At 71.5% G+C, this 12,154-nt stretch carries 15 protein-coding genes; 6 read left to right on the top strand and 9 right to left on the bottom strand.

Annotated features, from left to right (window positions below):
- The first annotated feature begins 69 nt into the window (after positions 1-69).
- Positions 70-612: a regulatory protein RecX gene (locus DK412_RS10930; protein ID WP_109975191.1), complete on the top strand. Its 543-nt coding sequence runs from the start codon at positions 70-72 to the stop codon at positions 610-612.
- Positions 613-701: 89 nt separating this feature from the next.
- Complete coding sequence (locus tag DK412_RS10925; RefSeq protein ID WP_093567496.1) at positions 702-1,127, top strand: OsmC family protein; 426 nt, start codon at positions 702-704, stop codon at positions 1,125-1,127.
- A gap of 240 nt (positions 1,128-1,367) precedes the next feature.
- Here the strand turns inward: DK412_RS10925 and DK412_RS10920 are convergent, their stop codons facing one another.
- Positions 1,368-2,369 (bottom strand): D-glycerate dehydrogenase, encoded by a 1,002-nt coding sequence (locus DK412_RS10920; protein ID WP_204165542.1) that lies wholly within the window; start codon positions 2,367-2,369, stop codon positions 1,368-1,370.
- Positions 2,370-2,698: 329 nt separating this feature from the next.
- On the opposite strand from DK412_RS10920, the gene DK412_RS10915 reads away from it, so the two are divergent.
- Complete coding sequence (locus DK412_RS10915) at positions 2,699-3,226, top strand: SH3 domain-containing protein (protein WP_245447742.1); 528 nt, start codon at positions 2,699-2,701, stop codon at positions 3,224-3,226.
- A gap of 129 nt (positions 3,227-3,355) precedes the next feature.
- On the opposite strand, the gene DK412_RS10910 is transcribed toward DK412_RS10915, so the two are convergent.
- From DK412_RS10910 to DK412_RS10895, 4 genes are all read right to left on the bottom strand, one after another.
- A complete protein-coding gene (locus tag DK412_RS10910) occupies positions 3,356-3,613 on the bottom strand; it encodes a hypothetical protein (RefSeq protein ID WP_109971976.1) in 258 nt (85 codons plus the stop codon).
- A gap of 161 nt (positions 3,614-3,774) precedes the next feature.
- Positions 3,775-4,569, bottom strand: coding sequence for a MetQ/NlpA family ABC transporter substrate-binding protein (locus tag DK412_RS10905; protein ID WP_109971975.1), 795 nt, complete (start codon positions 4,567-4,569; stop codon positions 3,775-3,777).
- A gap of 33 nt (positions 4,570-4,602) precedes the next feature.
- Positions 4,603-5,268 (bottom strand): methionine ABC transporter permease, encoded by a 666-nt coding sequence (locus DK412_RS10900; protein WP_109971974.1) that lies wholly within the window; start codon positions 5,266-5,268, stop codon positions 4,603-4,605.
- The gene (locus DK412_RS10895) at positions 5,258-6,445 is read right to left on the bottom strand and encodes a methionine ABC transporter ATP-binding protein (protein WP_109971973.1); all 1,188 of its coding nucleotides are present in this window, start codon (positions 6,443-6,445) and stop codon (positions 5,258-5,260) included. Before DK412_RS10895 ends, DK412_RS10900 begins: the two co-directional genes overlap by 11 nt.
- 292 nt (positions 6,446-6,737) lie before the next feature.
- On the opposite strand from DK412_RS10895, the gene DK412_RS10890 reads away from it, so the two are divergent.
- Positions 6,738-7,577, top strand: a complete 840-nt coding sequence (locus DK412_RS10890) for an aldo/keto reductase (RefSeq protein ID WP_109971972.1) — start codon at positions 6,738-6,740, stop codon at positions 7,575-7,577.
- A gap of 105 nt (positions 7,578-7,682) precedes the next feature.
- Here DK412_RS10890 and DK412_RS10885 read toward each other — a convergent pair whose 3' ends face one another.
- The gene (locus DK412_RS10885; RefSeq protein WP_109971971.1) at positions 7,683-8,186 is read right to left on the bottom strand and encodes a MarR family transcriptional regulator; all 504 of its coding nucleotides are present in this window, start codon (positions 8,184-8,186) and stop codon (positions 7,683-7,685) included.
- A gap of 213 nt (positions 8,187-8,399) precedes the next feature.
- Here DK412_RS10885 and DK412_RS10880 point away from each other — a divergent pair, with 213 nt between their 5' ends.
- Positions 8,400-8,825, top strand: coding sequence for an organic hydroperoxide resistance protein (locus DK412_RS10880; RefSeq protein WP_099954895.1), 426 nt, complete (start codon positions 8,400-8,402; stop codon positions 8,823-8,825).
- Positions 8,826-8,916: 91 nt separating this feature from the next.
- Here DK412_RS10880 and rdgB read toward each other — a convergent pair whose 3' ends face one another.
- From rdgB to DK412_RS10865, 3 genes are all read right to left on the bottom strand, one after another.
- Complete coding sequence (rdgB, locus tag DK412_RS10875) at positions 8,917-9,549, bottom strand: RdgB/HAM1 family non-canonical purine NTP pyrophosphatase (RefSeq protein WP_109971970.1); 633 nt, start codon at positions 9,547-9,549, stop codon at positions 8,917-8,919.
- Positions 9,549-10,262 carry a ribonuclease PH gene (gene rph, locus DK412_RS10870; protein WP_109971969.1) on the bottom strand — a complete coding sequence of 238 codons (714 nt, stop codon included), beginning with the start codon at positions 10,260-10,262 and terminating at the stop codon, positions 9,549-9,551. Before rph ends, rdgB begins: the two co-directional genes overlap by 1 nt.
- A gap of 140 nt (positions 10,263-10,402) precedes the next feature.
- On the bottom strand, positions 10,403-10,738 hold the full coding sequence (locus DK412_RS10865; RefSeq protein WP_245447570.1) for a hypothetical protein: 336 nt from the start codon (positions 10,736-10,738) through the stop codon (positions 10,403-10,405).
- 217 nt (positions 10,739-10,955) lie between these two features.
- On the opposite strand from DK412_RS10865, the gene hrcA reads away from it, so the two are divergent.
- A complete protein-coding gene (gene hrcA, locus DK412_RS10860; protein WP_109971968.1) occupies positions 10,956-12,059 on the top strand; it encodes a heat-inducible transcriptional repressor HrcA in 1,104 nt (367 codons plus the stop codon).
- Positions 12,060-12,154 lie beyond the last annotated feature (95 nt).

Below are 12,154 nucleotides of genomic sequence, written 5' to 3'. Positions count from 1 at the left end.
GGGACGGAGGCGATCCGGGACGGGGCCGATGAACCCGGCCGCGATGGCGGATTGAGGGCGGCGCGGCCCATCACGCCGGCCTATCTCGAACGGGCGGCCCTGTACTACCTGGAGCGCTACGGCGCCTCCGCCGAGATGCTGCGCCGGGTGCTGCGGCGCCGGGTCGAGACCCGCTGCCGCCTGCGCGGCGAGGAGCCGGACGATTTTTCGGAGATGGTCGAGGCGGTGGTGGCGCGCGCGCTCGGCGCCGGCCTCGTCGACGACGCCGCCTTCGCGGCCGCCAAGGTGCGCTCCCTGCGCCGCCGCGGCGGCTCGGCCCGGGCGATCGGCGCCAAGCTCGCCGCCAAGGGCGTCGACCGCGACATCGTCGGTGCGGCTCTCGCCGAGGAAGACGCGGGCGGCGAGGACGAGGCCGCCTTCGCCTATGCCAGGCGCCGCCGCCTCGGGCCGTACCGCGCACCGGGTGCCCGGGTCGCCGCGCGCGAGCGCGACCTCGCCGCCATGGCCCGGGCAGGATTCCCGTTCGCCCTCGCCCGCCGGGTGATCGACGCGGAATCCGAGGATGACCTTGGGCAGGATGACGGTAGCAAGGATGACCTGGGGACGCGCTGACCTACCTGTGGGCGTGAGCGGCTGCCTGGAGGGCTCCGCCGAGATCGGGGCCGCCCGCGCGGCCTCCTCATGTGTCACGGGAGACGAGCATGAACCGCAAGGCGAACGCCGTTTGGCAGGGTAGCGGCAAGGACGGCAAGGGCCAGCTGACCACGCAGTCGGGCGTGCTGTCGAGCAACCCCTACGGCTTCAACACCCGCTTCGAGAACGAGCCGGGCACCAATCCCGAGGAGCTGATCGCCGCGGCGCATGCGGGCTGCTTCACCATGGCGCTGGCCTTCCAGCTCCAGGGCGCCGGCTTCACCGCCGACGAGCTGCGCACGGAAGCCGTGGTGAGCCTGGAGAAGGACGGCGACGGCTTCACCATCACGGCGTCGGCCCTGACCCTGACCGCGAAGATACCGGGGATCGATCAGGCGAAGTTCGACGAACTCGCCGGCATCGCCGAGAAGAACTGCCCGGTCTCGAAGGTGCTGAACGCCAAGATCAGCCTGAAGGCGACGTTGCAGGGCTGATTTGGGTGCGAGGCGTTCTGCCGGGTGACGGGCCGAGCGCCTCGGTCAGTGACACCCTCCGCGTCACCCCGGGGCCGCGAAGCGGAGCCCGGGACCCGGAGCCGCGGAGGGTTCAGGACGACGCGATGAGCGGTCCGCTCTGCCCTGCTCCACCTGCGCGTCTGGACGCCGGGCTCCGCTGCGCGGTCCCGGAGTGACGATCGAGGATGTCTGGACCCGGCGGCTGGAAGCCCCGGCCGGTCACAGCATGCTGGGCAGGATCCGGTCCGGCGGCCGGTGGCCGTCGAGGAAGGTCTTGATGTTGATGATGACCTTCTCGCCCATGTCGACGCGGCTCTCGTGGGTGGCCGAGCCCATATGGGGCAGGAGCACCACCTTGCCGGCCTTCGCGAGCTTGACGAGGCGCGGGCTCACCGCCGGCTCCTGCTCGAACACGTCGAGGCCCGCGCCCGCGATGTCGCCGGCCTCGATCAGGCGGGCGAGCGCGGTCTCGTCGATCACCTCGCCGCGGGCGGTGTTGACCACCACGGCCTCGGGCTTCAGCAGCTTCAGGCGCCGGGCCGAGAGCAGGTGGTAGGTCGCCGGCGTGTGCGGGCAGTTGACCGACACGATGTCGACCCGCGCCAGCATCTGGTCGAGGGATTCCCAGTAGGTCGCCTCGAGATCGGTCTCGATCCGGGCGCCGACCCGGCGGCGGTTGTGGTAGTGGATCGAGAGGCCGAAGGCCTTGGCGCGGCGGGCCAAAGCCTGGCCGATGCGGCCCATGCCGACGATGCCGAGACGCTTGCCGGTGATGCGGCGGCCCAGCATCCAGGTCGGCGACCAGCCGCCCGACCAGGCGTCGTCCGGGATGATCCGGGCGCCCTCGGTGACCCGGCGCGCCACCGAGAGGATCAGCGCCATCGTCATGTCGGCGGTGTCCTCGGTCAGCACGCCCGGCGTGTTGGTGACCGTGATGCCGCGCTGGAGCGCCACCCCGACGTCGATGTGGTCGACGCCGTTGCCGAAATTGGCGATCAGGCGCAGGTTCGGGCCGGCCTGGGCGAGGAGCGAGGCGTCGATCTCGTCCGTGACCGTCGGCACCAGCACGTCGGCCTCCTGGAGGGCCGTCGCCAGGGCGGCACCGGTGAGCGGCGTGTCCTCGTGGTTGAGGCGCGCGTCGAACAATTCGCGCATCCGCGTCTCCACGACGTCCGGCAGGCGCCGGGTGACCACCACGAGCGGCTTGCGCTTCAACGACATGATCCCTCCCCTGCCCCGGGCGGGCCTCCCGGCCTGCCCGTGCGGCCCCGACACGCGATATGGGCGCCCGCGCCGCCCTAAGAGTAAGCGACGCGGCGGCCCGGCGAAAAGCCCCGCCTTGGTGCGGACCACAGGCGTCGTTACGCCCCGTTAACCATGGCCCGGCGATAGGGGCCTTTATGCCCCTCGATCCGGCCGGGGCTCGATGCCCGGCGGCCTCTCTAGCAGAGGTGATCGGGAAGACAATCCGCGCCGCTTCCCTGAAGGGAGACCGACCGCCGATGCTCCACCCGCGCCTCCTCGTCGCCCTCGTGCTCTCCGCCCTGGCAATGCCTGCCGCCGCCGCGCCGCCGACCCCGGCCGTCAACCCCGCCCCCGGCGAGATCGGCGTCACCATCGGCCCGGCGACGAAGCTGCCGCTGCCGCGCTACGTCAGCCTGAAGACCGACCGGGTGAACCTGCGCGAGGGCCCGTCCAAGGACCATCGCACCCTGTGGGTGTTCCAGCGTGCCGGCCTGCCGGTGGAGATCATCGCCGAGTTCGAGACCTGGCGCCGCATCCGCGACTCGGAGGGCACCGAGGGCTGGGTGCTGCACTCGCTGCTCTCCGGCCGGCGCACCGCGGTGGTGCTGAGCCGCGGCACCGACAAGGGCGCCCCGGTGCCTCTCTACGACCGGGCCGACGCGGCGAGCGGCGTGGTGGCGCAGCTCCAGGCCGGGGTGATCGGCAGCGTCAAGACCTGCGACGGCTCCTGGTGCCGCCTCGTCGTGGCCCTGCCGCAGAAGCGCGGCGACGTCGACGGCTACATGCGCCAGGACCGGCTCTGGGGCGTCTACCCGAACGAGAAGGTGGACTGACGCGCATCACGGACCGTGCGCCGCCTCGTTGCGGCGGCGTACGGTCCACGACGCGCGAAGGCGCGCCCGCCGGGCGGCATGAGCCGCCGAACGAGCGCGCCGGGCGAGCCTGTGACCTTGCGGTCTGGCTCAGCGGGCGTGGTGGTGACGGTGCATGCGGCGGTGCTTCATCATGCGCTTCTTGCGCATCGTCGGCTGCATGGTGGCGCGGGGAGCCGCACCCACGGCCGGCGCGCCGCCGGGAGCGCCCATCTCGCGCTGCGTGCCGCCGAGCGGGCCGCCGGCCTGCGAGCCCGAGTTGTTGTAGGGCGAACCGCCCTGGGCGAAGGCCGGAACGGCGGCGACGGTGAGGACGGCGGCGACCAGGGCGGACGTGATGATCTTCATCGGGCACCTCGAAAGGTAAGGCCAGCCCGTCAGTCGGGCCGTGCAGAGAAGACGCGCCCAGCCTCGTTTGGTTTCACGGCCCCGCTTCATTCCGTCTCATCCCTGTGGATAAGGCGTGGCGCGGGGCCGCCGCATCGTTCGTGCCGCCTGGAGGGCAGGCCTCACCAGCTGGTGAGCACCGCGCCGCCGAACTTAGCGTCGATGAAGGCCTTCACCTCCGGCGAGCGGTAGGACTCGACCAGCGTCGCGACCCAGGGCTTGTCCTTGTCGGCACTGCGCACCGCGATCACGTTGACGTAGGGGCCCTTCGGCTCCTCCTTCAGGATCGCGTCGCCGGGCTTCAGGCCGGCCGCGGTGGCGTAGTTGGTGTTGACCGCCGCCGCGTCGACGTCGTCGAGCGAGCGCGGGGTCTGGGCCGCGTCGACCTCGATGATGCGCAGGCGCTTCGGGTTCTCGGTGATGTCGGCGACGCTCGGCTTGAAGCCGACATTCGCCTTCAGCTTCAAGAGGCCCTTGTCCTGCAGGAGCAGCAGGGCGCGGCCGCCATTGGTCGGGTCGTTCGGGATCGCCACCGTGCCGCCCGCCGGCACCGCGTCGAAGCTCTTGTGGCGCTTCGAGTAGACGCCCATCGGGAAGTTCACCGTCTGGGCCACGCTCTCGATCTTGTAGCCGCGATCGGCCTTCTGGTTGTCGAGATAGGGCTGGTGCTGGAACGAGTTGGCCTCGAGCTCGCCCGACGACAGCGCCTCGTTCGGCACGACGTAGTCCGAGAACTCGACCACCTGCAGGTCGAGGCCCTTCTTGGCGGCGATCGGCTTCACCACCTCGATGATCTGGGCGTGCGGGCCCGGCGTGACGCCGACGCGCACGCGCTGGCCTTGAGGGGAGGCTCCTTGGGCGAACGCCGGCAGGCTGGCGGTGGCGAGGAGGACCGCCAGGGTGAGGGTACGCAGCATCGTCTTACGCTCCGAGAGTAAAAGGGAAATGGATCAGCCGTGGCGCAGGCGCTTGTTCATGCGCCGCGCCAGCCGGTCGCCCAGGGTCTGGACCAGCTGCACCAGGACGATCAGCACCACCACCACGGCGAGCATCATCTCGGGCATGAAGCGCTGGTAGCCGTAGCGGATGCCGAGGTCGCCGAGGCCCCCGCCGCCGACGGCGCCGACCATCGCCGAGAAGCCGATCAGCGACACCACCGCCAGGGTGAGGCCGAGAACGATGCCGGGCAACGCCTCGGGGATCAGCACCTTGAGGACGATCTGCAGCGGGCTCGCCCCGAAGGCCCGGGCCGCCTCGACGAGGCCGCCATCGACCTCCCGCACCGCGCCCTCGACGAGGCGGGCGATGAAGGGGATCGCCGCCACGGTCAGCGGCACGGTGGCGGCGTTGGTGCCGATCGAGGTGCCGGCCAGCAGCCGGGTGAACGGGATGATCGCCACCACCAGGATGATGAACGGCGTCGAGCGGGTGGCGTTGACGACGAGTCCGAGCGCCCGGTTGAGCCAGGGGGCGGCCAGGAGCTCGCCGCGGCCGCTGGTGGCGAGAAACACGCCGAGCGGCAGGCCGACCAGCGTGCCGAGGGAGGCCGCCACCGCCACCATCTGCAGCGTGTCGAGGGTGGCCTGGACGAGGAGGCGGAGGAGTTCAGGCGACATGGCGAGCATCCGTGGAGCCGGGAGCGGCGGTCCGCTGCCAGCCGGCGAGGTCGAGGGTGCCGAGCATCTCGACGTCGAGGCCGCGCGCCGCGAGGAAGGTCCTGGCCCGCTCCACCGTGCCGGGATCGGCCGCAATGCCGACCACCAGGGTGCCGAAGGGACGGCCGGCGATCTCGTCGACGGTGCCCGAGAGGATGCCGGCCGGGATGCCGAGCTCGCTCGTGAGCTGGGCCAGCACCGGATCGGTGGCGTGCGGCCCCCGGAAGGTGATGCGCAGGACCGCCTGCTTTCCCTCTCCCTTCCCCTCTCCCTCCCCGGCCGTCAGGCCGGGGGTGAGGCGGGCGGCGAGTGCCGGCGGCAGGGTGCGGCCGGTCTCCTCGTCGAGGAAGGTGCGGGTGATCGCGGCGCGCGGCCGCGTGAACACCTCGAACACGTCGCCGCTCTCGGCGATGCGGCCGCCGTCGAGCACCGCGACCTCGTGGGCGATCGCCCGGATCACCGCCATCTCGTGGGTGATCAGCAGGATCGTCAGGCCGAGCTCCCGGTTGATCCGGCCGAGGAGGTCGAGGATCGAGCGGGTCGTCTCCGGGTCGAGGGCCGAGGTCGCCTCGTCGGAGAGCAGCACCTTCGGGTTGGTGGCTAGGGCCCGGGCGATGCCGACGCGCTGCTTCTGCCCGCCCGACAGTTCGGCCGGATAGCGGTCGGCCTGCGGCGCGAGCCCGACGAGGTCCAGAAGCTCGGCCACCCGCCTGCGGATCGCGGCCTTGTCGTAGCCCGCCACTTCGAGGGGCAGCGCGACGTTGCCGGCGGCGGTGCGGGCCGAGAGCAGGTTGAAGTGCTGGAAGATCATGCCGATGCCGCGGCGCTCGGCCCGCAGGGCCGATTCCGACAGGGCCGAGATCTCGGCGCGGTCGACGATCACCCGGCCGCGGCTCGGCCGCTCCAGCCCGTTGACCAGGCGGATCAGGGTCGACTTGCCGGCGCCCGAGCGGCCGATCACGCCGAGCACCCGGCCGCGGGACACCGAGAGGTCGATGTCCTCCAGGGCCGTCACGGCGCCGGCGCCGCGGCGCGCCGTGTAGGTCTTGGCGACGCTCTCCAATCGGACGAGCGCGTCGGGATCGCCGATCCGGTCGCTCAGGTCCGCCGGCACCGGCACGCGGACGGGGGCCGTCACGGCGCGCGGGTCCGGGCGGGCGGGAAGACGGGAGCGGTCATCGGGGTCCTTCAGCGGAATGTCTCAAAGCCGGGTGTGGGCCGGCACAGAACCCGGAAGCGGACTTTCTGTCAACCGGAATGTTCTTTTTGCAGAACGCGTCTGGGGAGAAGAGCGTTTTTCTCGCCCTTCTCCGTCGCGCCTAACCCTCCCGCCCCGCGACGATCCGCAGAAAACCGTGCATTCTCCGGGATCTGCCCTTGCCCTCCCGGCGCCGCACGGCCCAGGACGGCACAGATCGCAGGAGCGCGCGATGCGACGGCAACCCTTCGGACGCACCGGGCCCGCGGTGCCGGTGATCGGGCAGGGAACCTGGTACCTCGACGAGGGCGAGCCCACCGTGGCGGCCGCCGCCCTGCGACGGGGCCTCGATGTCGGGATGAGCCACGTCGACACCGCCGAGATGTACGGCGAGGCCGAGCCCCTGATCGCCGAGGCGATCGGCGACCGGCGCGACGAGGTCTTCCTGGTCTCGAAGGTCCTGCCCGGCAACGCCTCGCGCCGGGGCACGGTCGAGGCCTGCGAGCGCTCGCTCCGGCGCCTGCGCACGGACCGGCTCGACTGCTACCTGCTGCACTGGCGCGGGCCGCATCCCCTGGCGGAGACCTTCGCGGCCTTCGAGGACCTGGTGCGGGCGGGCAAGATCCTGTCCTGGGGGGTGAGCAACTTCGACGCCGACGACCTCGACGAGGCGTTGTCCGTGGCCGGTCCCGACCGCATCGCCTGCAACCAGGTGCTCTACCACCTGGAGGAGCGGGCGATCGAGCACTCGGTCCTGCCCTGGTGCCGGCAGAACGGCGTCGCGGTGGTGGCCTACAGCCCCTTCGGCCACGACAGCTTCCCGGGACCGGCGACCCCGGGCGGCCGGGTGCTGGCCGAAATTGCGCAGAGCCACGACGCCACGCCGCGGCAGGTCGCGCTCGCGGCGCTCACCCGCGGGGACGGCGTGCTGGCGATCCCGAAGGCGTCGAGCCCGGCCCACGCGGCCGAGAATGCCGGCGGCGGCAGCCTCACCCTGAACGAGGCCGAGCTCGCCCGGATCGACGCCGCGTTTCCGCGCGGGCGGGAGCCGCGGCATCTGCCGATGCTGTGACACCGGAAGCCGGGAGGTCACTTCCGGATTCGGTGTCACCAGCCAGCGCGGCGCTTGAGCGAAGCCGGTTTCCGTATTGCTCGGTCGGAAACCGCATGAGGCTCTTCACGCCACCCCGCGATCCGGTGCCGAACAGGCGTGCAGGCTGTCGCGCAGGGCCAGGATCTCGTCGCGCAGGGCCACCAGCCGCTCCGCCGGCTGGCCCGTGGCGCAGACGATCTCGTGCGGGAACGGCGTCGCCCTCTCGCGCAAGGACGCGCCGGCCTCGGTCAGGTTGATGCGCATCAGCCGCTCGTCCTGGACATCGCGGGCCCGGCTCACCAAACCCGCCGCCTCCAGCCGCTTGAGCAGCGGCGTCAGGGTGCCGGAATCGAGGTAGAGGCGCTGGCCGAGGGTCTTCATCGTCTGCCCGTCCTGCTCCCAGAGCAGGAGGAGCACCAGGTATTGCGGGTAGGTCAGGCCGATCCGGTCGAGGAGGGGCTTGTAGATCCGGTTGAACGCGTGCGCCGCCGAATAGACCGCGAAGCAGATCTGGCTGGAGAGCAGCAGGTCGTCGGCCCGTCCGTCCGCATGGTCGGGTGTGGGGCCGCGCGCGTCGATCTCGGACATGTCCCGCTCCTCAAGTCCCGATTCTCAAGGGGGCTCCGTCGCGCGGGGCCTGACCGTGACGCTCAGGAACGATCTGCGCCCGAGGCCGCTTCGATCATAGCTAAGACGGCGCGCAAAAACAAATTGCGCGCAATCGAAATTCCTCCTATGACAATGTCGCGGGTGGCCGGGAAGCGCTTCGGCGAGGCCGCCGCGATCTTTGAGGAGAGCCCGATGTCCGTCGACGTGAAGTACACCACCCAGGCCACGGCGAATGGCGGTCGCGACGGTCGCGCCCAGACCCAGGACGGCAGCCTCGACGTCAAGCTGTCGACCCCCAAGGAGCTCGGCGGGGCCGGTGGCGCCGGCAACAACCCCGAGCAGCTCTTCGCGGCCGGCTACGCCGCCTGCTTCCTCGGCGCGATGAAGTTCGTCGGCGGTCAGGAGAAGATCGCCGTCCCGGCCGACACCACCGTGACCGCCAAGGTCGGCATCGGCCCGCGCTCCGAGGGCGGCTTCGGCATCACCGCCGACCTGACCATCTCGCTGCCGGGCCTCGACAAGGCGACCGCCGAGACGCTGGTCGAGAAGGCCCACCAGGTGTGCCCCTACTCGAACGCCACCCGCGGCAACGTCGACGTGGGTCTCACTGTCGCATAACCCAACGTCACCCGGGACGGGGCGGCGCTCGCCGTCCCCGCTCCCGCTGCGACCGAGGCGCCCCTCCCCCGGAGCGGGCGCCTCGTCCCGCTCAATCCGGCCGGCGCAGGCAGGCCGCGGCGAGCGCCAGGAAGGCGCGGGCGCGGTGCGAGAGCGCCTCGCCCTTCGCCCAGTCGATGCCGTGCTTCTCGTCCGAACTCAGCTCGCCGAAGGTGAGCGGACTCTCGTCCGGCTTGAACATCGGGTCGTAGCCAAAACCCTTGTCGCCGCGGGGCGGCCAGACCAGCTCGCCGAAGACCCGGCCCTCGAACAGCTCCTCGTGCCCGTCCGGCCAGGTCAGGACCAGGGCCGAGACGAAGTGCGACCGGCGGTTCGTCGCCGCCCGGGTAGTCAGTTCGCGCTCGATGCGCGCCATCGCACCGGAAAAATCCTTCGAGCCGCCGGACCAGCGGGCCGAGAACAGGCCGGGCGCCCCGTCGAGGGCATCGACGCAGAGTCCCGAATCGTCGGCGAAGGCGGGCAGGCCCGTGGCCTGCGTCGCCGCCCGCGCCTTGATGGCGGCGTTCTCGGAGAACATCGTGCCGGTCTCGTCCGGCTCGGGCAGGTTCAACTCGCCGGCCGAGACCGCCTCGACGCCGAAGGGCGCCAGCAATTCGCGCATCTCGCGCAGCTTGCCGGCATTGTGGGTCGCGATCACAACCCGCCCGGTGAGGAGGCGCCCCATCAGGCGATCGCCTGCTTCTGGAGCGCCACCAGCTCGGCCACGCCCGCCTTGGCGAGGCGCAGGAGGCCCAGGAACTCCTCTTCCGAGAACGGCTTCACCTCCGCCGTGCCCTGCACCTCGACGATGCCGCCGCTGCCGGTGATGACGAAGTTGGCGTCGGTCTCGGCGCCGGAATCCTCGGCGTAATCGAGGTCGAGGACGGGGGTGCCCTTGTGGATGCCGCAGGAGATCGCCGCGACGTGGTCGCGCATCGGGTCGACCGAGATGATCGAGCGGCCGCGCATCCAGGTGAAGCACTCGTGCAGGGCGACCCAGGCGCCGGTGATCGCCGCCGTGCGGGTGCCGCCATCGGCCTGGAGCACGTCGCAATCGACCACGATCTGGCGCTCGCCCATCGCCGGCAGGTTGACGACGGCGCGCAGGGACCGGCCGATCAGGCGCTGGATCTCCTGGGTGCGGCCGGAGGGCTTGCCGGCATTGACCTCGCGCCGGTTGCGGTCGTGGGTCGCCCGCGGCAGCATGCTGTACTCGGCGGTGACCCAGCCCTTGCCGGAGCCGCGCAGCCAGGACGGCCCGCGCTCCTCGAGCGAGGCGGTGCACAGCACCTTGGTCTCGCCGAAGGTGACGAGGCACGAGCCCTCGGCGTAGCGCGAGACGCCCCGCTCCAGCGTGACCTTGCGCAGCTCGTCGGGGGCGCGCTTCGAGGGGCGCATGGGCAACTCCTGTCCAGGGCGCCGCGCGCTGACGGCGCGGCGCTTCGATCTGCTAAGGGCCGCGCGCTCTTAGGCGCTGGCGCCGGGGGCGGCAAGGGGAGCCCTCGGGGAGAACGGCCCGGGTCTCCCCCCCTCACCCGTCAGTAGTAGCCGTAACCCCGGTGATGGTGCCGGCCGTGATGGTGGCCCCAGTGCCGGTGGTGGTGATGGTGGCCCCAGTGCCCGTGATGGCGCCGGTGGTGGCCCCAGCCGCCGTGGTGGTGATGGCCGTGCCCCCATCCGTGGTGGTGACCGCGGCCCCCGCCGTGATGGTGGCCGTACTGGACCTGCAGCACCTCGGCCGCTGGCGCCGTCGCGGCGCCTGGCGCGAAGGGCGCCGCCTGGGCGGTGCCCGCCGTGAAGAGACCGCCCGCCACCAGAGCGGCCGCCGCCAGAAGCCGTGTGCCGGCCACCATCGGGTTTCGCATCGTCAGCATCCTCGCCTCCGGATCGTCTCGCCGCACGACGCGTGCGGCCATGGAGACGAGATTGGCGCCGGCGGGCTGAACGCGGTCTGAGACGCGAAGCCGGCTTCCGTTCAGGTGACGACACCCGTCGCGGCCGCGAAACCGGACCGCCGCGCGGCGTCGCGTCCGCTTGCACGGAGCGTCGGCTCGCATCACAGTAAGGGGTCGTTTGGCTCCCGTAGGGTTGATGAACACGCGCGACCTTCCACCCCTGCCCGGCGGCTCCGGACAGGCCCGTGCCATTGCCGAGCTCAACGAGCGCTCGCGGGAAATCTTTCGCCAGATCGTCGAGAGCTACCTCGCCACGGGGGAGCCGGTGGGGTCGCGCAACCTCGCCCGCATCCTGCCGATGGCGCTCTCGCCGGCCTCGATCCGCAACGTGATGTCGGACCTCGAGCAGGCCGGGCTGATCTACGCCCCCCATACCAGCGCCGGCCGGCTCCCCACCGAGCACGGCCTGCGCTTCTTCGTCGACGCGCTGCTCGAGCTCGGCGATGTCGGCCAGGAGGAGAAGGGCCGGATCGAGGCGCAGATGCGCGCCGCCGCCTCGCGCCACACCTTCGAGAGCGCGCTCACCGAGGCCTCGGTGCTGCTCTCGGGCATCTCGCGCGGCGCCGGCGTCGTCGTCACCGCCAAGCAGAACCCGCGGCTGCGCCACATCGAGTTCGTGCGGCTCGATCCCGGCCGCGCCCTGGTGGTGCTCGTCTCCGACGACGGCTCGGTCGAGAACCGCCTGCTCGACCTGCCGCAGGGCCTGCCGGCCGGTGCGCTGCAGGAGGCCTCGAACTTCCTCAACGCCCGGATCCGCGGCCGCACCCTTGGCGAGGTGCGGGGCGAGATCGAGGCCGCGCGGGCGGCGATGAAGCAGGAGCTCGACGAGATCACCGGGCGCCTGGTCGATGCGGGCCTCGCCCGCTCGGTCGGCCCGAGCGAGGAGCGCCAGCTGATCGTGCGCGGCCAGGCCAACCTCCTCGACGACCTGCGGGCGGCCGAGGACCTGGAGCGCATCCGCCTGCTCTTCAACGACCTGGAGAGCCAGAAGGACGTGATCGACCTTCTCTCCCGTGCCGAGGGCGGCGAGGGCGTGCGGATCTTCATCGGCTCGGAGAACAAGCTCTTCTCGCTCTCCGGCTCGTCGATGATCGCGGCGCCGTTCCGGGACGGCAGCCAGACCATCGTCGGCGTCGTCGGCGTCATCGGGCCGACCCGGCTCAACTACGCCCGCATCGTCCCGATGGTCGATTTCACCGCCCGGGTGGTGTCGCGGATGCTGGAGCGCGGGCGCGGCTGAGAGGTCAAGACCGGCGCAAGCGTTTTGTGATGTGGGGAACGCGGAAAAGCTGCTTGTCCCCCGGATTCACAAGGGAGGCGGGCTCCGGCATGGTC

Origin of the sequence: Methylobacterium sp. 17Sr1-1 (genome assembly GCF_003173775.1) — a bacterium.
Classification (GTDB): Bacteria; Pseudomonadota; Alphaproteobacteria; order Rhizobiales; family Beijerinckiaceae; genus Methylobacterium.
Note: the sequence above shows the minus strand (reverse complement) of the source record. Positions and strands in the feature narration are given on the sequence as shown.